Source organism: Klebsiella sp. GFKo11 (assembly GCF_056490265.1).
The window spans coordinates 2,622,346-2,644,450 of record NZ_CM151369.1 but is presented as its reverse complement, the minus strand read 5'-3'; the positions used below and the strand labels follow the sequence as shown (position 1 = coordinate 2,644,450).

Here is a 22,105-nt window from a genome sequence, read left to right as displayed (position 1 = left end):
TATGAAATGGTGGAAAACATAGGGGAGAGACAGCATGTGGCAAGCTATCAGCAATTTGTTAAGCGATTGGCACACTGAAGCAGCTGAAATCGAACTGCGAAACGAACTACCTGGTGGAGAAATCCATGCAGCCTGGCATTTACGCTTTGGTGGGCGAGATTACTTCGTAAAATGTGATGAACGGGAGCTTTTGCCCATCTTCACCGCCGAAGCAGATCAGCTTGAGCTGCTGTCACGAAGTAAAACCGTTAGCGTACCGCAGGTTTTTGCTGTCGGCAGCGACCGGGATTACAGTTTCCTGGTGATGGAATATCTCCCTCCCCGGCCACTGGATGCGCATAATGCTTTCCTGTTAGGTCAACAAATCGCGCATTTACATCAATGGAGCGATCAGCCGCAGTTTGGTCTCGATTTTGATAACGATCTTTCTACCACCCCACAGCCAAACGCGTGGCAGCGCCGCTGGTCTACTTTCTTTGCTGAGCAGCGCATTGGCTGGCAGTTGGAGTTAGCCGCCGAAAAAGGTCTGCATTTTGGCGATATTGATACTCTCGTCGACACTGTACAACAGCGGCTGAGCAATCATCAGCCACAGCCATCATTACTTCACGGTGATTTATGGTCTGGTAATTGTGCGCTAGGGCCGAATGGACCTTATATTTTCGACCCGGCCTGCTATTGGGGCGACAGAGAGTGCGATCTGGCTATGCTGCCGTTACATGTTGAACAACCACCGCAAATTTACGACGGCTATCAATCCGTTTCACCGCTGCCGTCCGGCTTTCTCGAACGTCAACCCATCTACCAGCTATATACATTGCTGAACCGGGCGATTCTGTTTGGTGGACAACATTTGGTCACGGCGCAGAAAGCGCTTGATGACGTATTAATGGAAAAGGCCCCTTAAGGGGCCTCACTCTTAGCTAATCTTCACGCCTTTCAGACGGAACTGAATGGTCATGGTGATGCCAGTACCCGGTTTACCTGCTTCATAGCGCCATTTACGTAAAGCGCTCTTCACTTCACGCTCAAACATATTAGCTGGCTGAGCGGAGAGGATCTGCACGTTATCCACGCGACCGTCCGGCGTAACATCAAATTTAACGCGAACATCCCCCTCAATGCGCAGCGCCTGGGCACGAGCTGGATAGGTCGGTTCTCCGCGGCTTAACGCTCGTGGACCGGTCGGGGCCGTAACGGTTGGTTTAGCGGTCGCGGTCGATGTACTTGGTGCCGTGCGCGCTGGTGCCGTATTTGAGTTTTCAAACGGCGATGCAGGGCGCGTTTCCGCTGGTTTCACATCACGCTTTGGCTGCTCAACCTTTTTTTCCGGCTTCGGTTTTGGTTTTGGCTTCGGCTTGGGTTTATGGATCACAACCGGTGCCTCTTTTGGCGGTTCAGGCACCACTTCCGGTTCAGGCTCCGGCTCAACTACGGGTTCAACCACCGGCTGCGCCGCCTGAGGCGGTTCCAGATCGGCCGGGGCCACCATTGTAATTTCGATAGGCTGCGAAGGCGAAGGTCGTTCAATAACCTGATGTACCGAAGTATACAGCAACGCCGCTACAACACCTCCGTGGATAACCACGGACAGTAGCGTAGGCCACGGAAAGCGGCGAGGTAAATCAAGGGTCATTGCGCTCATAGTCGTTTCTGTTGAAAAATGATGCCCCGATTTTAAATGCAAATAGCAATCATATTCAACTAGGGTTGTTATCTTGCATCAAAATTTGCCCCCTTTTCTGACAAAAAGGCGCCAGAGCATGGCAATCTAAGGGTCGTGCGCATCTTTGCATTGCAGTCAACGACGGTTTCACTTAACGTGATTCGCCAATTTATTAATAAGGAGCCATGCCGTGCTTTACGTTATCTACGCTGAAGATATCGCCGACTCTCTGGAAAAACGATCGTCGGTACGTCCCGCGCACCTGGCGCGTTTACAACTATTACATGATGAAGGTCGTTTGCTGACCGCTGGCCCAATGCCTGCTGTAGACAGTAATGAACCTGGCGTGGCTGGCTTTACCGGTTCAACGGTTATTGCAGAATTTGAATCACTGGAAGCGGCGCAATCATGGGCCAATGATGACCCGTATATCGCTGCCGGGGTTTATCAGAAAGTGTCCGTTAAGCCTTTCAAAAAGGTATTCTGAAACAAGACCCTGACCAAAAACAGAGGCACCGCGAGCGGTGCCTTTTGTTTCGACTCTCAAAACTCAGAGAAAGTGAACAGCAGGGAATGACGTTGCCGTTTCACCAGCTCTTTTCTGATGGAGAGGATGCGCATATTGCGACGCGATTGGCCTTCCAGCCAGCGTGTTTTACGGCGACTCACCTGTCTTAGCATGCGCCAGCGCCCTACTTCCGTTCTACTACGCTTCATTGCTACTACTCTACGAGTGAAAACAGCCAGCATTATAGACCGATGAATCTGGGTGACCAACGCTTTCGCTGCGTTTTTATTTGCCAGATTGATGTTGATGCGTAAACTCATGACATAAAGTCATTCAAAAGGATTTTTCATCTATGACAACCTTTTACACAGTGGTTAACTGGCTGGTCATACTCGGTTACTGGCTGCTGATCGCTGGTGTAACATTACGCATACTAATGAAAAGACGTGCAGTTCCGTCAGCAATGGCGTGGTTGCTGATCATCTACATCCTTCCGCTTGTGGGAATCATTGCCTATCTCTCGTTTGGCGAGCTGCATCTGGGTAAACGCCGCGCTGAGCGCGCTCGCGCAATGTGGCCTTCGACGGCCAAATGGTTAAAAGATCTCAAAGCCTGCAAACATATCTTTGCCGATGATAATAGCCCGGTCGCCGAATCGTTATTCCAACTCTGCGAGCGCCGCCAGGGCATCGCTGGCGTTAAAGGCAACCAGCTTCAGCTACTCACCGAATCAGATGACGTTATGCAGGCGCTTATCCGCGACATTCAGCTTGCTCGTCACAATATTGAGATGGTGTTCTATATCTGGCAGCCCGGTGGTATGGCCGATAAAGTCGCGGAATCGTTAATGGCAGCGGCTCGACGCGGCGTACACTGCCGTTTAATGCTCGACTCCGCGGGTAGCGTGGCTTTTTTCCGCAGCCCGTGGGCCGCCATGATGCGCAATGCGGGGATTGAGGTTGTCGAAGCGCTGAAGGTAAACCTGATGCGCGTCTTTCTACGTCGTATGGACCTGCGTCAACATCGCAAAATGGTCATGATCGATAACTATATTGCTTATACCGGCAGTATGAATCTGGTTGACCCTCGTTTCTTTAAACAAGACTCCGGCGTGGGTCAATGGATTGACCTGATGGCGAGAATGGAAGGCCCGGTGGCAACAGCCATGGGCATCGTCTATTCCTGCGACTGGGAAATTGAGACCGGAAAACGAATTTTACCACCACCGCCAGACGTCAATATCATGCCGTTCGAAGAGGCCAGTGGGCATACAATTCATACCATCGCTTCCGGCCCGGGTTTCCCGGAGGACTTGATTCATCAGGCTCTGTTGACCGCCGCCTATGCAGCCAAAGAGCATTTGATCATGACCACTCCCTACTTTGTGCCCAGTGACGATCTGCTGCATGCTATCTGTACTGCCGCCCAGCGCGGTGTCGATGTCAGCATCATTTTGCCACGCAAGAACGATTCGCTGCTGGTCGGCTGGGCCAGCCGCGCTTTCTTCAGTGAACTGCTGGCGGCAGGGGTGAAGATTTACCAATTTGAAGGCGGACTGCTGCATACCAAAAGCGTATTAGTTGACGGCGAACTCAGTCTGGTCGGTACCGTGAATCTCGACATGCGCAGCCTGTGGCTTAACTTCGAAATTACGCTGGTGATCGACGATGCCGGATTTGGTAGCGATCTGGCGGCAGTTCAGGACGACTATATCTCCCGCTCGCGCCTGCTGGACGCCCGGTTGTGGTTAAAACGTCCGCTGTGGCAACGAATCGCCGAGCGACTGTTTTACTTCTTCAGTCCGTTGCTGTAAAACGTGCCAATCAGATGTTTAATGGGTAGCAATCATGGATATGGATTTAAACAATCGCCTGACCGAAGACGAAACGCTTGAACAAGCCTACGATATCTTCCTGGAACTGGCTGTCGACAACCTCGACTCGGCGGATGTCATTCTGTTCAACCTACAATTTGAAGAACGCGGCGGTGCCGAGTTGTTTGACCCGGCTCCGGATTGGGAAGAACACGTCGATTTTGACCTCAACCCGGATTTTTTTGCCGAAGTGGTGATTGGCCTGGCCGATACCGATGGCGGTGATATTAACGATATCTTTGCCCGTGTGCTGCTGTGTCGCGAAAAAGACCACAAGATTTGCCATATTCTGTGGCGTGAATAAGCATCATCTCAAACACGTAGCAATATATACCCGTCATACTTCAAGTTGCATGTGTGTTGGCTGCGTCAGCTCACCCCAGTCACTTACCACAGTAAGCTCCTGGGGATTCTCTTCCTTGCCGCCTTCCTGCAACTCGAATTATTTAGGGTATAGAAGAAACCTGCCCGTTTCACCGCGGCAGGTTTTTTTATTTAATCAGGTAACTCACTTCCGCAGGCATTGCAATAACGGGCATTTTTATCATGCGTATTGTGCCGACATTTCGGACACACGCGCTGAGTGCGGCGGTTCTGAAATGCGGTAGTCATATGGGTGGTAATCAAACCAGTTGGAATCGCAATAATAGAGTAGCCGATTAAGATAAGTATCGATGCCAGAATGCGCCCCACCGGCGTATGCGGGGTGATATCGCCATACCCCACCGTCGTTATCGTCACAATCGCCCAGTAGACCGACGCATTCAGCGTGGTAAAGCCATATTTTGGCCCTTCAATCAGATACATCAGCGAGCCAAAAATAACCATCACGATGGCGATAAACGAATAAAAAAGAATCAATTGATGGCGAGCGCTAACGATAGCGGCCCAGAAAATATTCAGCGACGGCATAAATCGCAGCAGTTTAAGAATACGCAACGCGCGGATAGCGCGCATCGCCCGCCAGGCAAACACATATTCAATGCTGATTTCAGGCCACAGCCACATAACGTAGAGCGGCAAGATCGTCGCCAGATCGATAATTCCCCAAAAGCTGAAAATATACTTTATTGGGTTGGGCCAACTGACGATACGCAGAAAATATTCGAGGGTAAAAACAGCCGTCACAAAAAACTCGAGCCAGACGAAAATATGCCATTCGTCTAAAGTCAGGTGATATTGCGTACCCAATCCGGACTCAATAAAAATCACCAGCACGCTGAGCAACGCAAAAACGCCGCAAAGGCCTTCAAAATGGCGACCAGTGCGTCGGTTTTGATCGAAAAGTAAATGGTACAGCCGCAAACGTGCGGCATGAATATTGACAGCCACGTTAACCTCACAAAAAAAGGGCTGACCTGCGTCAGCCCCAGAGATTATAACGGGTCTACCTTCAGGCAGGAAACTGCATGTCGAAAACTGCCTTCCAGCACCGGTCGCGTTTTCGCGCATTCCGGCCCGGCAAGCGGACAGCGCGTACGAAATACGCAGCCCGAGGGCGGGTTAATCGGCGACGGTAATTCCCCTTCCAGCAGTTGGATAGTCTTGTTTCTTTCCAAATCAGGATCAGGAACCGGCACCGCCGACATCAGCGCTTTGGTATAAGGATGCAGCGGATTATGGTACACCTCATCGTAAGTGCCCAACTCCACGGCATGCCCCAGATACATCACCAGCACGCGGTCAGAAATATGCTTGACTACCGCCAGATCGTGAGCGATGAAAATCAGAGAAAGACCCATTTCACGCTGCAACTGCTGAAGAAGATTCACTACCTGCGCCTGAATTGACACGTCCAATGCCGAAACCGGCTCATCACAGATAATTAACTTAGGCTCAAGGATCAGCGCGCGCGCAATGCCGATACGTTGGCACTGACCACCGGAGAATTCGTGCGGATAGCGGTTAATCAGGTTTGGCAGCAGCCCCACTTTCATCATCATCGTTTTAACCCGGTCGCGAACTTCCTGACGCGGCATTTTCGGATGATAAGTACGCAGCGGCTCGGCAATGATTTCCCCGATAGTCATTCGCGGGTTCAGCGACGCCAGCGGATCCTGGAAGATCATCTGAATATCGCTACGCACATCGCGCCACTCATCAGGTTTCATTCCCAGCAGATCTTTGCCCAGCCAGGCAACCTTACCGTCAGTCGCTTTCACCAGACCTATAATGGCTCGCGCAAAGGTTGATTTTCCGCAACCTGACTCCCCGACCACGCCCAGCGTTTCACCCTCGTACAGACGCAAGGTTACGCCATCTACCGCCTTGAGCGTTTTTGACGGCTGCCAGAACCACTGTTTACCGTCTTTAATATCAAAGTGCACTTTCAGGTCGGCAATTTCGAGCAGGACTTTTCTTTGTTCCGTTACGGCGTTCATAGCAAATCCCCCACCGGTTGAAAGCAGGCACGCAGGCGGCCTGGCGCAAACTCCTCAAGAGGCGGAGCGCTATTACAAATCTCCATTGCATGCGGGCAACGTGGCTGGAACGGACAGCCCTTCGGCAAGCGCAGAAGGTTCGGCGGGTTGCCCGGAATGGTCAACAAGGCGTCACCTTCGGCATCCAGACGCGGAACCGCATTCAGCAGACCAATTGAATAAGGGTGCGACGGATGATAAAAGACGTCGCGCGCCTGACCATATTCCATGGTGCGGCCAGCATACATCACCAGCACCTTATCGCAGATCCCCGCCACTACGCCGAGATCGTGGGTAATCATAATGATCGCGGTATTGAACTCGCGCTTGAGTTCATTCAGCAACGTCATAATTTGTGCCTGCACGGTCACATCCAGCGCCGTTGTCGGCTCATCGGCTATCAACAGCTTAGGCCGACACAGCAGCGCCATCGCTATCATAACGCGCTGGCGCATCCCGCCGGAAAACTCGTGTGGATACATTTTCATCCGTTTACGCGCTTCCGGCATTTTGACCGCATCCAGCATTTTAACCGACTCTTCAAACGCTTCGGCTTTGCTCATCGCTTTATGCAGCATCAGGACTTCCATCAGCTGTTCGCCTACCCGCATATACGGATTGAGCGACGTCATCGGGTCCTGAAAAATCATTGAGATCTGCTCGGCGCGTAGCTTATTCAGCTCACGTTCCGGAAGGTTCAGGATCTGCTTACCGTTAAAGGTCGCTGAACCGCCAATGCGACCATTTGCCGCCAGCAGGCCCATCAGCGCAAAAGCGGTTTGCGACTTACCGGAACCGGACTCACCCACGATGCCTAAGGTTTCCCCTGCCCGTAGATTAAAGTTGAGATCGTTGACCGCAGTAACATCGCCATCGGGAGTGCCAAAGGTGACGCGAAGGTCTTTAACATCCAGAAGCAGGCTGGATTGTTGTGCTACCTGCGGCGCTTTTGCCGTTTCAATCGTACTCATGACGGCGCTCCTTAGCGGTCTTTCGGGTCGAGGGCATCACGCAAGCCATCGCCGATAAAGTTAAAACAAAATAGCGTTACCACCAGGAAACCGGCAGGGAACAGCAGCAGCCATGGCGATACTTCCATCGAGTTCGCGCCATCGCTGAGCAACGCGCCCCAGCTGCTTAGCGGCTCCTGGGTACCCAGACCAAGGAAGCTCAGGAAGGATTCGAACAGGATCATGCTCGGGACCAGCAACGAGGCATACACCACCACCACGCCAAGCACGTTCGGCACAATATGGCGGATAACAATGTTACCTGTTGAGACTCCACCGACCTGCGCAGCTTCAATAAACTCTTTGCGCTTCAGGCTCAGGGTCTGGCCGCGAACGATACGCGCCATATCCAGCCAGGAGACCATCCCAATGGCGACGAAAATGAGCAAAATATTCTGGCCAAAGAAGGTCACCAGCAGAATGACGAAGAACATAAACGGGAAAGAGTTGAGGATTTCCAGCAGACGCATCATCACCGAGTCCACTTTGCCGCCCAAATAACCGGAAAGCGAGCCGTAAAGCGTGCCAAGAATCACCGCCACCAGCGCCGCAGCGACGCCGACCATTAATGAAATACGCCCGCCGATCGCCACACGCACCAACAGGTCGCGGCCAGACGAGTCGGTACCGAAGTAGTGAGCAGACTCCATATCAGGTGCGCTGGACATCATGCCCCAATCGGTATCGTAGTAGGAGAACTGCGACACCATCGGGGCGATGGTGACAAACAGCGCGATAATTACCAACACGATCAAGCTGGCAACAGCAGCACGGTTATGCATAAAGCGGCGGCGGGCGTCCTGCCAGAGGCTGCGCCCTTCGACTTCCAGCTTTTCACTGAAGTTTTCCAGCGCCTCGTTGTTTTTCTTACTTAACATCATGGCGAACCCCAGCGTTAATAACGAATCTTCGGATCGATAACGGCATACAGCACGTCAACAACCGCGTTAAACAGAATGGTCAATGCGCCAACCAGAATGGTCAGGCTGAGCACTAGCGAATAATCGCGGTTCAGCGCGCCGTTGACGAACAGTTGGCCAATACCCGGCAGACCATAAATGGTTTCGATAACCATCGAGCCAGTAATAATGCCGACGAAGGCAGGTCCCATATAGGAAAGTACTGGTAACAGTGCGGGTTTTAAGGCGTGACGTAGAATGATGCGGCGCATCGGTAAGCCTTTTGCCCGCGCGGTACGGATGAAATTAGAGTGCAGGACTTCAATCATCGAGCCGCGAGTGATACGCGCAATACTGGCGATATAGGCCAGCGACAGTGCGACCATAGGCAAAATCATGTATTGCAGCGCCCCGCCGTTCCAACCACCACCCGGCAGCCAATGCAGAGTAATAGCAAATATCATCACCAGTAAGGGCGCGACTACGAAACTGGGTATCACGACCCCGGTCATTGCCACCCCCATCACAGCGAAGTCCCATTTCGTATTCTGTTTTAGCGCCGCAATAACTCCGGCAGTGACGCCAAGAATTACCGCCAGGAAAAATGCGGCAAAACCTAATTTGGCAGACACCGGGAAGCTGGAAGCCACCAGATCGTTTACCGAATAATCTTTATATTTAAAGGAAGGACCGAAATCACCATGCGCCAGTTGCTTCAGGTAATTGAAATACTGGGTCATGATGGGGTCGTTTAAATGATATTTTGCTTCAATATTCGCCATGACTTCCGGTGGCAGCGTACGTTCACCGGTAAAAGGACTACCCGGCGCAAGACGCATCATAAAGAAGGAGATTGTAATTAGAATAAATAGCGTCGGAATCGCTTCCAGACAGCGACGAAAGATAAATTTTAACATTGCCCGTACCTTCTGGCCTGTGCCTATCGAGTGCGATGAATTCAGACACGGTGGGGCAAGCGCTGCCTGCCCCACGATTTGCCATTAATGTTTGATAATATAAAGGTTCTTAACGTAGATATTATCTAACGGGTCTTTACCTGTGTAGCCGCCGACCCAAGGTTTAACCAGGCGGGCGTTGACATAATAGAAGACCGGGACGATGACGGAGTCTTTGTCCAGCTGCTGCTCAGATTGTGCATAGAGGTCTGCACGTTTCGCTTCATCACTGGTTTTCAGCGTTTCAGCAATAATCTTGTCAAAAGCCGGACTCTTATAATGCGAGGTGTTGTTTGAGCTGTCGCTCAGCATGGTGTTCAGGAAGGATGTCGGTTCGTTATAGTCCGCACACCAGCCGGCGCGCGCAATATCAAAGGTGCCCTGATGGCGATTATCGAGGAATGTTTTCCACTCCTGATTCTCCAGCTTCACGTTCGCGCCCAGATTTTTCTTCCAGATAGACGCGACGGCAATAGCCAGTTTTTTATGCAGATCGGAAGTGTTATAGAGCAGGTTAAAGGTCAGCGGTTTATCAGCGGTATAACCTGCTTCGGCGAGTAATTTTTTCGCTTCTTCGTTACGTTTTTCCTGCGACCACTTGAACCACTCAGGTTCAACCAGTTTCATACCATCGGTATATGGTGGGGTGTAGCTATAGGCTGGCAGATCGCCCTGATTTTTTACTTTATTGACAATAATGTCGCGATCCAAAGCCATTTTCAGTGCGGTTCGTACACGAACATCGGTAAACGGTGCTTTCTGGTTATTGATTTCGTAGTAATAGGTGCACAGATACGGATCGACGTGAACTTCTTGCGGGATCTCTTTTTTCAGCTTCTGGAACAGTTCGATCGGCATGTTGTTATAGGTCATGTCGATTTCACCGCTACGGTAGCGGTTTACGTCTGTAACTTCAGAAGAGATCGGCAGATAGGTGACCTGATTAATCACGGTTTTGGCGTTATCCCAATAATTGGTATTACGCTCCAGCACAATACGCTCGTTGACTACCCAATCTTTTAATTTATATGCGCCGTTGCTAACGATATTGGCAGGTTGGGTCCATTTCTCACCAAACTTCTCAATCGCGGCTTTAGGTACTGGAGAGACGGATGGGTGAACGAGAAGTTTATAAAAGTATGGTACGGGTTCGCTGAGTGTAACTTCGAAAGTATGATCATCCAGCGCTTTTACGCCCAGATCGGTCGCTGGTTTTTTGCCGCCGATAATTTCGTCAACGTTGGCCACATGACCATATTGTAGGTAGCTTGCATAAGGAGATGCTGTTTTCGGGTCAGCCAGGCGCTGCCAGCTATAAACGAAATCTTGTGCCGTAACCGGCGTGCCGTCAGACCACTTTGCATCTTTTCGCAGATGGAAGGTCCAGACTTTAAAATCTTTGTTGTCCCATTTTTCCGCAGCGCCAGCAACCGGATGACCGTCAAGGTCGCTTACTAGCAGTCCCTCAAATAAGTCCCGGCTGATATTAGATTCCGGCACACCTTCAATTTTGTGCGGATCAAGAGACTGGACTTCGGATCCATTGTTGCGCACTAGCGTTTGTTTATCCGCCAGCTGTACTCCTGCGGGTACATCTGCCGCTATGGCTGCGTTAACGGTAATTAGCGCAGATAATACGCCTGCGGCTACCAGGCTTTTTTTCGTGATGATGGTCATGTGTTTGTTACTCCACTCATTATAATTACTGGCTATATAACCAGCCTGCTTTTCTCTTTTAGGATTCTGTACAGTGCAGGAGTTTATGCTGCTGTCAGATTGTACTGCTTGCTATCACCGACTTATTTTATTACGACCGCTCAAACGGCAGTCTTGACGTCGATTCTTCCCCTCCCTGTCCGGAGGCGGTTTTAAATCGCAATGAGTTAGTTAATAAAAATTCTCATTTAAGTTTATATTCTGCTAAAGATCACGCCGGAAAGTACCAAAAGGCCTTCTCGTCCGCCAATGCAATTTGCAAATATGTTACCGGATTCTCTTTTATGATCTCCCGGAAGGCAGAGCATAAAATTCCCCCTGTAAAGAAAAAGTTATAAAACCATTATCTATCATGTGCATACGAAAAAATTACTGTTTTACATACCGAGCAATACTGAGAAGGTGCTTTTTTGTACGAAAAATTAACAATTGTTTATTATTTAGCACATTCATCTGCCTCATCGGTGAATTTACTAATATCATTTCAATTATCTGACGGCAAGCACCAGACAATGATGTGACGAAAATAACAGTAACTAATGTGAGTGGATAGCGAGGGGAATGGCAGGATAAGTTCGTAACAGACTGATAAAAAACAAAAATGTAATTATATTAAAAAAAGTTATTTTACGTGTTCATATAACGTTTTTTGATATGCTTTGCTAATAATTAAGCAACCGCGGGGTTTTGCCCCGCGTGCAGAAGCGCAGATTAATTCACTAGTCCAGGGAAGAGTGCTTTTATTCCGGTGACAATAAACTCGATCCCGAGGGCCATAAGTAGCAGCCCCATAATACGGGTAATCACGTTAATTCCCGTTTGCCCCAACAGGCGAACCAGCCAGGGGGCCATACGGAAAATCCCCCAGCAGCATAAAGCGAAAAGCGCAATTGCGACCGAAAAGCCCAAGAAATGCGCAACGCTATGATAACGCGTACCCCAGACGATCGTTGAACTAATAGCCCCCGGCCCGGCCATCAGAGGCAATGCCAGCGGTACCACACCGATACTCTCGCGGATCGCCGTTTCTGACTTCTCTTGTTTGTTCTGCTTATCCTCACCGAGCTTGCCGCTAATCATCGACATCGCAATAGTGACAACCAGAATCCCACCAGCAATACGGAAAGAATCGATGGAAATACCAAAGACCTGCAGAATACCATCCCCCAGAAACAATGAGGTCAGCAGGATAATGGCGACAGAAAGGTTAGCCGTCAGATTGGTCTTGTTACGTATCGCCGCCGTCTGATAACTGGTCATGCTAATAAAGACAGGGATGATGCCCACCGGGTTTACCAGCGCGAATAGCCCGATGAAAAATTTGAAATAAGCTGAAAAATCAAACAACGGTTGAATCACAGTGCGCTCCGCAGCATCATTAAAAATGGCTGTTGACAGTTGCCAGCATAAAATATCCGCGAAAAGATACGCTGTTTAATAGCATAATTCATCTCAATTATGCATAAGGTCATAATAAAGCTCGGATGTTATTTATTTGTTTCCATAATGCTATTTATTCATTCAATTAGCATACCGAATCATTACACATGCCCTGAAAGGTCAAAAAACGAACAGCTGAAAGGTATCAGCTTCGTCGATTATTGATGTAGATCACATAATTTGTACTCAGAAGTGAGTAACCTTGTTTACACACAACAGGGAGGGAAAACAGCGGTACCTGAAAGAAAAAACCAGAGCTTTTTTAGTTAATCAATGAAGTCAGAAGCGAAAAATTCTTTACATTAACATTTAGATGCAAGCTGTTAACAGCCTGTCTATACTGTCGAATCGAGCTACTGATTTACTAAAAAAGTTTAACATTATCAGGAGAGCATTATGGCTGTTACTAATATCGCAGAGCTTAACGCACTTGTAGAGCGCGTAAAAAAGGCCCAGCGTGAATATGCCAGTTTCACTCAAGAACAAGTCGATAAAATCTTCCGCGCCGCCGCACTGGCCGCCGCAGACGCTCGAATCCCTCTCGCTAAGATGGCCGTCGCCGAATCCGGCATGGGTATCGTCGAAGACAAAGTGATTAAAAACCACTTCGCTTCTGAATACATCTATAACGCATACAAAGATGAAAAAACCTGCGGTGTGCTGTCTGAAGACGACACCTTCGGTACTATCACTATCGCTGAACCTATCGGCATTATCTGCGGCATCGTCCCGACAACTAACCCGACTTCAACCGCTATCTTTAAATCGCTGATTAGCCTGAAGACCCGTAACGCCATCATTTTTTCTCCGCATCCGCGTGCTAAAGAAGCCACTAACAAAGCGGCTGATATCGTTCTGCAGGCCGCAATCGCTGCCGGTGCGCCGAAAGACCTGATTGGTTGGATTGATCAACCTTCCGTTGAACTGTCCAACGCACTGATGCATCACCCTGACATTAACCTGATTCTCGCGACCGGCGGTCCGGGCATGGTTAAAGCGGCATACAGCTCCGGCAAACCGGCAATCGGCGTTGGCGCAGGTAACACCCCTGTTGTTATCGACGAAACCGCTGATGTTAAGCGTGCTGTCGCTTCTGTACTGATGTCTAAAACCTTCGACAACGGCGTAATTTGTGCTTCCGAGCAGTCCGTTGTTGTTGTTGATTCCGCATACGATGCAGTTCGTGAACGTTTCGCCAGCCACGGCGGCTACCTGCTGCAGGGCAAAGAGCTGAAAGCTGTTCAGGACATTATCCTGAAAAATGGCGCGCTGAACGCCGCTATCGTTGGTCAGCCGGCGTATAAAATCGCTGAACTGGCTGGTTTCACCGTACCGGTTGCCACCAAGATTCTGATTGGTGAAGTTACCGATGTTGATGAAAGCGAGCCGTTTGCACACGAAAAATTGTCTCCGACCCTGGCAATGTACCGTGCGAAGAATTTCGAAGACGCTGTTGTTAAAGCTGAAAAACTGGTGGCAATGGGCGGTATCGGTCATACCTCTTGCCTGTACACCGACCAGGACAACCAGCCAGAACGTGTTGCTTTCTTCGGCCAGATGATGAAAACCGCGCGTATCCTGATCAACACTCCGGCTTCTCAGGGTGGTATCGGCGACCTGTACAACTTTAAACTCGCACCTTCCCTGACTCTGGGTTGTGGTTCATGGGGTGGTAACTCCATCTCTGAAAACGTTGGTCCTAAGCACCTGATCAACAAGAAAACCGTTGCTAAGCGAGCTGAAAACATGTTGTGGCACAAACTTCCGAAATCTATCTACTTCCGTCGTGGCTCATTGCCAATCGCGCTGGATGAAGTGATTACTGATGGTCACAAACGCGCGCTGATCGTGACCGACCGCTTCCTGTTCAACAACGGCTATGCAGACCAGATCACTTCTGTACTGAAAGCTGCTGGCGTTGAAACTGACGTGTTCTTCGAAGTTGAAGCTGACCCGACTCTGACCATCGTTCGTAAAGGTGCAGAGCTGGCGAACTCGTTCAAGCCAGACGTGATCATCGCGCTGGGCGGCGGTTCCCCGATGGACGCAGCAAAAATCATGTGGGTTATGTACGAGCATCCAGAAACTCACTTCGAAGAACTGGCGCTGCGCTTTATGGACATCCGTAAACGTATCTACAAGTTCCCGAAAATGGGCGTCAAAGCCAAAATGGTGGCGATCACCACCACTTCCGGTACCGGTTCTGAAGTCACTCCGTTTGCGGTTGTTACCGACGATGCAACAGGTCAGAAATATCCGCTGGCAGACTACGCGCTGACTCCAGACATGGCGATTGTCGATGCCAACCTGGTTATGGATATGCCGAAATCACTGTGTGCATTCGGTGGTCTGGATGCGGTAACTCACGCCCTGGAAGCTTATGTTTCCGTACTGGCTTCTGAGTTCTCCGACGGTCAGGCTCTGCAGGCTCTGAAACTGCTGAAAGAAAACCTGCCAGCGTCCTATCATGAAGGTTCTAAGAACCCGGTAGCGCGTGAACGCGTTCACAGTGCAGCAACCATCGCGGGTATTGCGTTTGCTAACGCCTTCCTGGGTGTATGTCACTCCATGGCGCATAAACTGGGTTCACAGTTCCACATTCCTCACGGTCTGGCGAACGCCCTGCTGATCAGCAACGTTATTCGTTATAACGCGAACGACAATCCGACTAAACAGACTGCATTTAGCCAGTACGACCGCCCGCAGGCTCGTCGTCGCTACGCTGAAATCGCGGATCATCTGGGCCTGAGCGCACCGGGCGATCGCACCGCAGCGAAAATCGAAAAACTGCTTGGCTGGTTGGATGAAATTAAAGCTGACCTGGGTATTCCTAAGTCTATCCGTGAAGCTGGTGTGCAGGAAGCTGACTTCCTGGCCCACGTAGATAAGCTGTCTGAAGATGCATTCGATGACCAGTGCACCGGCGCTAACCCGCGTTACCCGCTGATCGCTGAGCTGAAACAGATTCTGCTGGATACTTTCTACGGTCGTAATTACGTCGAAGGCGAAACTGCAGAGAAGAAAGAAGCCGCACCAGCTAAAGCTGAGAAAAAAGCGAAGAAATCTTCTTAATCTGACAGCAGTTTAGAAAGCAATCATCAGCCCCATCCTAAAGATGGGGCTTTTTTGTATCTGTCACTCAGCAGCGCACAAATCGCCTCAGGCAACAGGAATGATTAATCGAATGATGAGTAGCACTGACATAAAAAAGGCGCTGAGAGAGCGCCTGAGAAGGATTAGCGGTGGGGTTTAGTAAGGGTGCTGTTTGTTCTGCACAAAGGTTAAAGAACCTTCACTTAAGGCCTCTTTGTAATGCTTGCGGCAAACGGAAACATAGCGCTCGTTACCGCCAATCACCACCTGTTCACCTTCATTGTATGGCCGCCCTTCTTGATCCAATCGCAGAACCATACTTGCCTTGCGGCCACAAAAGCAGATGGTTTTTAATTCAACTAATTTATCGGACCATGCCAGCAAATATTGACTGCCAATAAACAATTCGCCACGAAAATCCGTACGCAAGCCATAGCACAACACGGGAATATCAAGTTCGTCGACGACTTCTGACAACTCATGTACCTGCTCACGGGTCAAGAACTGGCTTTCATCTACTAATACGCAGTGAATGGGCTGACGCGCATGTTCACCTGCAATGTCAGAAAATAATGAAGTTTGAGTATTATACAATCGTGCTGGCGATGAGAGACCAATTCTTGAACTCACCTTCCCGGAACCAAAGCGATCGTCTATCTCCGCCGTATAAACCACGGTACGCATCCCTCGCTCCTGGTAATTGTAGGAAGACTGTAACAGAGCGGTAGACTTACCTGCATTCATTGCAGAATAGTAGAAATAAAGTTGTGCCATCGGCTGCGTGACCCCAATCAATGTGTTTTATCGCAGCCAAATTGTATCATATATTCTCCTTCTATCTGCCCCTTCAGGGCGGGTATTGCGATCAATGTTAAGCCTGCGGATACCTAAAAGATTAAGCATTTTAATAGAAGGACGTGTCTGCTATTCGTACGATCAGGGACACGACGACTTACGGTGCCATTGTCCTTTTGTGCTTATCCGTGTTCCTGCAGGGAGGCTATAACGGACCTGGACAAGTGTTTTATATTAAACATCACCGCAACCACTGAGCTAATACCGAAGATGATATTTATCCATGCGAAGTATAACTTTACTCGCTGAGAATCAGAAAAAGCATACTATCTCAGGGTTTTAGCTTATGGATGCAGCTTCGCTATAAGCAGTAAAGATGTGAACTCACCCGGAAAAATTAACTTAAATTAATTAATTCTCGAGACAAATAACAACTTATTTTGACTTCCTTACATTCTCCCCTATTGCACATCTGATTTTATCGCTCTATTATTAGTCCAACAAACCACCCCACAATATAAGTTTGAGATTACTACAATGAGCGAAGCACTTAAAATTTTGAACAACATCCGTACTCTTCGTGCGCAGGCAAGAGAATGCACACTTGAAACGCTCGAAGAAATGCTGGAAAAATTAGAAGTCGTCGTTAACGAACGTCGCGAAGAAGAAAGCGCTGCTGCTGCGGAAATTGAAGAACGCACCCGTAAACTGCAGCAATACCGTGAAATGCTGATTGCTGATGGTATTGATCCGAATGAACTGCTGAGCACCATGGCAGCTGTTAAAGCGGGTACTAAAGCCAAACGCGCAGCACGTCCGGCTAAATATAGCTACGTTGACGAAAACGGCGAAACTAAAACCTGGACTGGTCAGGGTCGTACTCCGGCAGTGATCAAGAAAGCGATGGATGAGCAGGGTAAATCTCTGGACGATTTCCTGCTGTAATAAGCTATCGTATCCATTTAAAAATCCCGCTCCGGCGGGATTTTTTTTATCTCTTAATCCAACATACGCCGTACGGGCATAAAAAAACCGGGAAACGAAATCGCTCCCCGGCTTCTTGTAGTACTACAGATAACGATTACTTCGCGACTGCTTTTTCCAGCCAGGTTTTAAATTCTGCGCCCAGTGACTTGTGGCGAACGCCATATTCAACAAAAGCTTGCATATAACCCAGTTTATTACCGCAGTCATGACTCACGCCTTTCATATGATAGGCTTCGACCGTTTCTTTTTCGATCAGCATATCAATGGCATCAGTCAGCTGAATTTCATCACCGGCTCCCGGAGGCGTTTTTGCCAGCAGCGGCCAAATATCCGCGCTCAGCACGTAACGACCAACAACGGCCAGATTGGACGGCGCAACGTCCGCTTTTGGCTTTTCGACTACACCAACCATCGGAACGCTCTCGCCCGGCTGCAGAGGCTGGCCTTTGCAGTCAACAACGCCGTATGCAGTCACGTCTGCAACGGGTTCAACCATGATTTGACTGGCCCCAGTCTCATCAAAACGAGCAATCATTTCCGCCAGGTTATCGCAGGACAGATCGGATTCAAATTCATCCAGAATAACGTCTGGCAAAATAACCGCGACTGGCTCATCGCCAACAACAGGATGGGCACACAGCACAGCATGACCTAAACCTTTAGCCAGCCCCTGACGGACCTGCATAATGGTAACGTGCGGCGGACAAATAGACTGAACTTCTTCCAACAGCTGGCGTTTTACACGTTTTTCCAGCATCGCTTCCAGTTCAAAACTGGTATCAAAATGGTTTTCGATAGAGTTTTTGGAGGAGTGCGTGACCAGAACAATTTCAGTAATCCCGGCAGCGATACATTCGTTAACAACATATTGAATTAAAGGCTTGTCTACCAACGGCAGCATTTCTTTAGGAATAGCCTTAGTTGCAGGCAACATCCGGGTACCTAATCCCGCAACCGGGATTACAGCTTTTCTTACTTTTGAATTAAGCGCAGCCATTGAAATCTCCTGGACTGTTCGTTTTTTAAACTTTTCGTTAATAAATATCGTCGAGTATATCAGCCTGCTCAGCTAAACCTGGTCTGAAAAGGATTGGATATCCCCGAATTAGGATTTTTACGCATTAAACCCGGCGATAGTACCACCGCAAAAGATCGTGCGGTAACCCCGGCAGAGTTAAAATAAACACAATTGCTCATTCCGCAGACAACATAAGGCGTAAACGTCCACCTGCCCCCCAAATTTGGCACTGCCATGATGTACAGCGTTGACTTATTTGGTTGAGATATGCATTACCTAACGTTCCTAACGGAACCCCGTTACTAATCTGAATTTGGTGCTCGCCTGTATTCAGCGTGCCATTCAAACCAGCAGAAACTAAAATCAAATTTTTCAATCCGCTGTGGTAATACCCTACTAATAATGGGAATTGCCCTGGCAAATTTGCCTGACGGAGCAATTGATTAACCTGTTTTAGCAGACTTCCCATCTCCGGCAAGCGCTGCCCCTGATGAGCTAACTGCTCTTGCAGCAGTCCATTAAACAGTGCACGCAGCAATAAGGCTGCAAGAACCCCATTATCCCCCGCACGTGTGACATCCAGGCAATAAAACGCCAGATCGTTTTCTGATAACGGTGCAATATCGAGAACAAGTCCAAGTTTATCAGCCGACATAAGTTGGCGATAGTGAATACGGCAATGAGACATCTCCTGTTGAACAGGAGGCTGAAGCTCCTGCAGCAGCCTCGATGCCGCTTTCGGGTCACTGACTAGCGCATCCCAGTCCTCAAATAACCGCTCTTCCTCCTCCACTCGTGAATTGAACATGTTGGGATAGAGGCAGGCATAGACCGTTTCCTTCAGGCGCTCAAAATCTCTTACTGGTTTTAGCAGGATATCCTGTACGCCAAGGCGCAGCGCTTTAGCAATATCCGCCATATTTTCCGTGGCTGATATCATCAGAATCGGCAGCTGTTCACCCTGATTACGCAGATGTTCAACTAGCTGCAGGCCATTCATACGCGGCATCGAAATATCACAAATCATCAGATCAGGTTTTGAATCGGCCATTTTTTGAAGCGCATCCACCCCATCCTCCGCCTGTACGATAGTCGCACCAAGCGAAGTTAACCAGGTGTGCAAAAGAGAGCGGAAAACGGGTTCGTCTTCAACTATCAGAATCTGTTTACCCGCCAATGGCTGCGTCATGATCTCTCCTCTGGCTGACGATAATGTAATAGTGGCATGCTATTCACGCTATCGCCTGTCAGAATTTACTTAAGTCGGTGTTAAATGCGCTACGCGGGGGTACGCACCAAAGGTAATAGTTCATCCATTTTCTTTTCAACCGCCAGATGACCAGCTGCTATAGCTTCACCGGCTCGATGAAAATCAAGAGTGGAGATTTGCGGGCAAAAGGGTTGTATCAGAATATCCGGCGGATCGCCCGCCATGCGATTTCGCTTAAGGCGATTTTCCAGCACCTGAATAGAAGTGGACATGATCTCCATAGCCGTTGGCGTCACCGTCGCCCGGCGCGAAGTCATGCGCGTCAACCGAGAGCGTATACGAGAATGCCAGGAGAAGTCTTCCTCCTCTTCCGGGCGTCGCGCCTCCATGGATAACAAATCTTGCTGCATCAGATGCGCATCGTGCTGCAAATCAACGGCAATCACAATATCTGCGCCCATTGCGCGAGCCAGTGACACCGGCACGGGATTGACAACCGCGCCATCCACCAGCCAGTAACCATTATGCATCACTGGCGACATCAGGCCGGGCATACTGCAAGAGGCGCGTACCGCAAGATGCAGATCCCCCTCAGTAAACCACAATTCACGACCAGTGCTTAAATTGGTGGTGACGGCCGCAAATCGACGTTCGCAGCATTCAATTTCAGTGGTGGGCATTAGCTGCCGATATTGACTGAACACACGCTCGCCGCGCAGCAATCCGCCGCGTTGCCAGGAGAGATCCATTAACTTCAGAACGTCCCAATTACTAAAGGAGCATACCCATTTCTCCAGTGCAGGAAGTCGGTTGCAAGCGTAGGCTGCGCCTACCAGCGACCCAATAGAACATCCCGCGATGACATCAACGTCTATACCTGCACGCTGTAACGCGTTGATCACACCGATGTGCGACCACCCTCGTGCGGCTCCTGCCCCTAATGCCAGACCAACTTTAAGCTTTCTCATTATTACCGAAACATATCCTTCCACTCCGGGCATGGCATCATCGCCACCGCTCAGTTAACATAAGCACTTTAGCGTAACAACGCTGTTTTTCTCTTTTCCATGGAGGCCATTTTGTCGCAATTATGCCCCTGTGGCAGCGCTCTAGAGTATAGCTCATGTTGTCAGCGTTATCTGGCTGGCACACAGCTTGCGCCGGATCCGTCACAGCTGATGCGATCCCGCTACAGCGCATTTGTCATGAAAGATGCCGACTATCTGATCAAAACATGGCACCCCTCCTGTCAGGCGCAACAGTTTCGCGCAGACCTGGAGAACGGATTTACCCGAACCCAATGGCAAGGTTTAACCCTCTTTGGTACCGATACTGGCCGCAGTCCTGATGAAGGCTTCGTCAGCTTTATCGCTCGTTTTACTGACGATAACCGCTCCGGGGCTATTATTGAACGATCCAGATTCTTAAAAGAAAACGGACAGTGGTACTATATTGACGGCACACGACCGCTCATTGGTCGAAATGACCCCTGCCCTTGCGGTTCAGGTAAAAAATTTAAAAAATGTTGCGGCCAATAAGCCAGCAGCAGAAATAGCAAACACTACAGGATTTTCCCCGCGATGCATTCACTACAACGTAAAGTACTACGCACTATTTGCCCTGATCAGAAAGGCCTCATCGCGCGTATCACTAATATCTGCTACAAGCACGAACTGAACATCGTGCAAAACAACGAATTCGTTGATCATCGGACCGGTCGTTTCTTTATGCGTACCGAGCTTGAAGGTATTTTCAATGATTCCATTCTGCTGGCAGACCTCGACAGCGCTCTGCCAGAAGGCTCGATTCGTGAGCTGAATCCAGCAGGCCGTCGCCGTGTCGTGATTCTGGTGACCAAAGAGGCGCACTGCCTCGGCGATCTGCTGATGAAAGCCAACTATGGCGGGCTGGACGTAGAAATTGCCGCCGTTATCGGCAACCATGAAACGCTGCGCACTTTGGTTGAACGATTTGATATCCCGTTCCAGTTGGTAAGCCATGAAGGTTTAACCCGCGAAGAGCATGATAAGCAAATGGGCGATGCCATTGCCGCTCTTGAGCCAGATTACGTCGTACTGGCAAAATATATGCGCGTGCTGACCCCGGAATTCGTCTCTCGCTTTCCAAATAAAATCATTAATATCCACCACTCGTTCCTGCCAGCCTTTATTGGCGCACGCCCTTACCATCAGGCATACGATCGCGGCGTGAAGATTATTGGCGCGACCGCGCACTACGTGAACGATAATCTCGATGAAGGTCCAATCATTATGCAGGACGTGATTCACGTGGATCACACCTACACCGCGGAAGATATGATGCGTGCGGGTCGTGACGTCGAGAAGAATGTGTTGAGCCGTGCTTTATATCAGGTTCTGGCGCAGCGGGTATTCGTTTACGGCAATCGGACGATTATTCTTTAATCGATAATGAAATTAGCTGGTTAGCTTTGCGGCTTTACGCGTAAAAATCAGGCAACCAGTTTGTTTTTATCAAAGGAAGACTTTACAGCGG

21 protein-coding genes are annotated in these 22,105 nt (G+C 49.5%); 8 read left to right on the top strand and 13 right to left on the bottom strand.

Features of this window, described 5'->3' with window-relative positions; genetic code table 11:
* The first annotated feature begins 34 nt into the window (after nt 1-34).
* Nucleotides 35-907: a fructosamine kinase family protein gene (locus AC07P6_RS12695; protein ID WP_304259770.1), complete on the top strand. Its 873-nt coding sequence runs from the start codon at nt 35-37 to the stop codon at nt 905-907.
* A gap of 12 nt (nt 908-919) precedes the next feature.
* On the opposite strand, the gene tonB is transcribed toward AC07P6_RS12695, so the two are convergent.
* Nucleotides 920-1,645, bottom strand: a complete 726-nt coding sequence (gene tonB / locus AC07P6_RS12690; RefSeq protein WP_112213402.1) for a TonB system transport protein TonB — start codon at nt 1,643-1,645, stop codon at nt 920-922.
* A gap of 211 nt (nt 1,646-1,856) precedes the next feature.
* Here tonB and AC07P6_RS12685 point away from each other — a divergent pair, with 211 nt between their 5' ends.
* Nucleotides 1,857-2,153 (top strand): YciI family protein, encoded by a 297-nt coding sequence (locus AC07P6_RS12685; RefSeq protein ID WP_110275659.1) that lies wholly within the window; start codon nt 1,857-1,859, stop codon nt 2,151-2,153.
* Between the two features lie 56 nt (nt 2,154-2,209).
* On the opposite strand, the gene AC07P6_RS12680 is transcribed toward AC07P6_RS12685, so the two are convergent.
* Nucleotides 2,210-2,383, bottom strand: a complete 174-nt coding sequence (locus tag AC07P6_RS12680) for a YciY family protein (RefSeq protein WP_130624366.1) — start codon at nt 2,381-2,383, stop codon at nt 2,210-2,212.
* Between the two features lie 143 nt (nt 2,384-2,526).
* Here AC07P6_RS12680 and cls point away from each other — a divergent pair, with 143 nt between their 5' ends.
* A complete protein-coding gene (cls, locus tag AC07P6_RS12675) occupies nt 2,527-3,987 on the top strand; it encodes a cardiolipin synthase (RefSeq protein WP_181485884.1) in 1,461 nt (486 codons plus the stop codon).
* A gap of 34 nt (nt 3,988-4,021) precedes the next feature.
* Nucleotides 4,022-4,351 carry an HI1450 family dsDNA-mimic protein gene (locus AC07P6_RS12670; RefSeq protein WP_478316489.1) on the top strand — a complete coding sequence of 110 codons (330 nt, stop codon included), beginning with the start codon at nt 4,022-4,024 and terminating at the stop codon, nt 4,349-4,351.
* A gap of 191 nt (nt 4,352-4,542) precedes the next feature.
* On the opposite strand, the gene AC07P6_RS12665 is transcribed toward AC07P6_RS12670, so the two are convergent.
* The 7 genes from AC07P6_RS12665 to AC07P6_RS12635 all read right to left on the bottom strand — a co-directional run bounded on the left by AC07P6_RS12665 (nt 4,543) and on the right by AC07P6_RS12635 (nt 12,407).
* Entirely contained in the window at nt 4,543-5,379 is an 837-nt protein-coding gene (locus AC07P6_RS12665) for an ion transporter (RefSeq protein ID WP_182239416.1), read from the bottom strand.
* A 44-nt stretch (nt 5,380-5,423) separates the two neighbouring features.
* Complete coding sequence (oppF, locus tag AC07P6_RS12660) at nt 5,424-6,428, bottom strand: murein tripeptide/oligopeptide ABC transporter ATP-binding protein OppF (protein ID WP_434663014.1); 1,005 nt, start codon at nt 6,426-6,428, stop codon at nt 5,424-5,426.
* Nucleotides 6,425-7,438, bottom strand: coding sequence for an ABC transporter ATP-binding protein (gene oppD, locus AC07P6_RS12655; RefSeq protein WP_110275585.1), 1,014 nt, complete (start codon nt 7,436-7,438; stop codon nt 6,425-6,427). Before oppD ends, oppF begins: the two co-directional genes overlap by 4 nt.
* An 11-nt stretch (nt 7,439-7,449) precedes the next feature.
* Nucleotides 7,450-8,358 (bottom strand): oligopeptide ABC transporter permease OppC, encoded by a 909-nt coding sequence (oppC, locus tag AC07P6_RS12650; protein WP_110275584.1) that lies wholly within the window; start codon nt 8,356-8,358, stop codon nt 7,450-7,452.
* Between the two features lie 14 nt (nt 8,359-8,372).
* Complete coding sequence (gene oppB / locus AC07P6_RS12645; protein ID WP_110275583.1) at nt 8,373-9,293, bottom strand: oligopeptide ABC transporter permease OppB; 921 nt, start codon at nt 9,291-9,293, stop codon at nt 8,373-8,375.
* 84 nt (nt 9,294-9,377) lie between these two features.
* Nucleotides 9,378-11,009 carry an oligopeptide ABC transporter substrate-binding protein OppA gene (gene oppA, locus AC07P6_RS12640; RefSeq protein ID WP_182239422.1) on the bottom strand — a complete coding sequence of 544 codons (1,632 nt, stop codon included), beginning with the start codon at nt 11,007-11,009 and terminating at the stop codon, nt 9,378-9,380.
* Between the two features lie 750 nt (nt 11,010-11,759).
* Nucleotides 11,760-12,407: a YchE family NAAT transporter gene (locus AC07P6_RS12635; RefSeq protein ID WP_110275581.1), complete on the bottom strand. Its 648-nt coding sequence runs from the start codon at nt 12,405-12,407 to the stop codon at nt 11,760-11,762.
* Between the two features lie 477 nt (nt 12,408-12,884).
* Between AC07P6_RS12635 and adhE the strand changes: the two genes are divergently transcribed.
* Nucleotides 12,885-15,560 (top strand): bifunctional acetaldehyde-CoA/alcohol dehydrogenase, encoded by a 2,676-nt coding sequence (gene adhE, locus AC07P6_RS12630; RefSeq protein WP_304259781.1) that lies wholly within the window; start codon nt 12,885-12,887, stop codon nt 15,558-15,560.
* Nucleotides 15,561-15,737: 177 nt separating this feature from the next.
* On the opposite strand, the gene tdk is transcribed toward adhE, so the two are convergent.
* Entirely contained in the window at nt 15,738-16,355 is a 618-nt protein-coding gene (gene tdk, locus AC07P6_RS12625) for a thymidine kinase (protein WP_110275756.1), read from the bottom strand.
* 558 nt (nt 16,356-16,913) lie between these two features.
* Here tdk and hns point away from each other — a divergent pair.
* Nucleotides 16,914-17,321 (top strand): histone-like nucleoid-structuring protein H-NS, encoded by a 408-nt coding sequence (gene hns / locus AC07P6_RS12620; protein ID WP_041146073.1) that lies wholly within the window; start codon nt 16,914-16,916, stop codon nt 17,319-17,321.
* Nucleotides 17,322-17,457: 136 nt separating this feature from the next.
* Here the strand turns inward: hns and galU are convergent, their stop codons facing one another.
* From galU to rssA, 3 genes are all read right to left on the bottom strand, one after another.
* Nucleotides 17,458-18,360 (bottom strand): UTP--glucose-1-phosphate uridylyltransferase GalU, encoded by a 903-nt coding sequence (gene galU / locus AC07P6_RS12615; RefSeq protein ID WP_112213394.1) that lies wholly within the window; start codon nt 18,358-18,360, stop codon nt 17,458-17,460.
* A 196-nt stretch (nt 18,361-18,556) separates the two neighbouring features.
* On the bottom strand, nt 18,557-19,570 hold the full coding sequence (gene rssB, locus AC07P6_RS12610) for a two-component system response regulator RssB (RefSeq protein WP_478316488.1): 1,014 nt from the start codon (nt 19,568-19,570) through the stop codon (nt 18,557-18,559).
* Between the two features lie 89 nt (nt 19,571-19,659).
* Nucleotides 19,660-20,559: a patatin-like phospholipase RssA gene (gene rssA, locus AC07P6_RS12605; RefSeq protein ID WP_181485876.1), complete on the bottom strand. Its 900-nt coding sequence runs from the start codon at nt 20,557-20,559 to the stop codon at nt 19,660-19,662.
* 111 nt (nt 20,560-20,670) lie between these two features.
* Between rssA and AC07P6_RS12600 the strand changes: the two genes are divergently transcribed.
* Nucleotides 20,671-21,129, top strand: coding sequence for a YchJ family protein (locus AC07P6_RS12600; protein ID WP_478316487.1), 459 nt, complete (start codon nt 20,671-20,673; stop codon nt 21,127-21,129).
* A gap of 42 nt (nt 21,130-21,171) precedes the next feature.
* Nucleotides 21,172-22,014 carry a formyltetrahydrofolate deformylase gene (gene purU / locus AC07P6_RS12595; RefSeq protein WP_110275575.1) on the top strand — a complete coding sequence of 281 codons (843 nt, stop codon included), beginning with the start codon at nt 21,172-21,174 and terminating at the stop codon, nt 22,012-22,014.
* Nucleotides 22,015-22,105: the final 91 nt, after the last annotated feature.

Excerpts from the sequence above, each read along its gene's own strand:
- AC07P6_RS12695 (WP_304259770.1), top strand. The coding sequence starts at position 35 with ATGTGGCAAGCTATCAGCAATTTGTTAAGCGATTGGCACACTGAAGCA.
- tonB (WP_112213402.1), bottom strand. The coding sequence starts at position 1,645 with ATGAGCGCAATGACCCTTGATTTACCTCGCCGCTTTCCGTGGCCTACG.
- AC07P6_RS12680 (WP_130624366.1), bottom strand. The coding sequence starts at position 2,383 with ATGAAGCGTAGTAGAACGGAAGTAGGGCGCTGGCGCATGCTAAGACAG.
- cls (WP_181485884.1), top strand. The coding sequence starts at position 2,527 with ATGACAACCTTTTACACAGTGGTTAACTGGCTGGTCATACTCGGTTAC.
- AC07P6_RS12670 (WP_478316489.1), top strand. The coding sequence starts at position 4,022 with ATGGATATGGATTTAAACAATCGCCTGACCGAAGACGAAACGCTTGAA.
- oppF (WP_434663014.1), bottom strand. The coding sequence starts at position 6,428 with ATGAACGCCGTAACGGAACAAAGAAAAGTCCTGCTCGAAATTGCCGAC.
- oppD (WP_110275585.1), bottom strand. The coding sequence starts at position 7,438 with ATGAGTACGATTGAAACGGCAAAAGCGCCGCAGGTAGCACAACAATCC.
- oppC (WP_110275584.1), bottom strand. The coding sequence starts at position 8,358 with ATGATGTTAAGTAAGAAAAACAACGAGGCGCTGGAAAACTTCAGTGAA.
- oppB (WP_110275583.1), bottom strand. The coding sequence starts at position 9,293 with ATGTTAAAATTTATCTTTCGTCGCTGTCTGGAAGCGATTCCGACGCTA.
- oppA (WP_182239422.1), bottom strand. The coding sequence starts at position 11,009 with ATGACCATCATCACGAAAAAAAGCCTGGTAGCCGCAGGCGTATTATCT.
- adhE (WP_304259781.1), top strand. The coding sequence starts at position 12,885 with ATGGCTGTTACTAATATCGCAGAGCTTAACGCACTTGTAGAGCGCGTA.
- tdk (WP_110275756.1), bottom strand. The coding sequence starts at position 16,355 with ATGGCACAACTTTATTTCTACTATTCTGCAATGAATGCAGGTAAGTCT.
- hns (WP_041146073.1), top strand. The coding sequence starts at position 16,914 with ATGAGCGAAGCACTTAAAATTTTGAACAACATCCGTACTCTTCGTGCG.
- galU (WP_112213394.1), bottom strand. The coding sequence starts at position 18,360 with ATGGCTGCGCTTAATTCAAAAGTAAGAAAAGCTGTAATCCCGGTTGCG.
- rssB (WP_478316488.1), bottom strand. The coding sequence starts at position 19,570 with ATGACGCAGCCATTGGCGGGTAAACAGATTCTGATAGTTGAAGACGAA.
- rssA (WP_181485876.1), bottom strand. The coding sequence starts at position 20,559 with ATGAGAAAGCTTAAAGTTGGTCTGGCATTAGGGGCAGGAGCCGCACGA.
- purU (WP_110275575.1), top strand. The coding sequence starts at position 21,172 with ATGCATTCACTACAACGTAAAGTACTACGCACTATTTGCCCTGATCAG.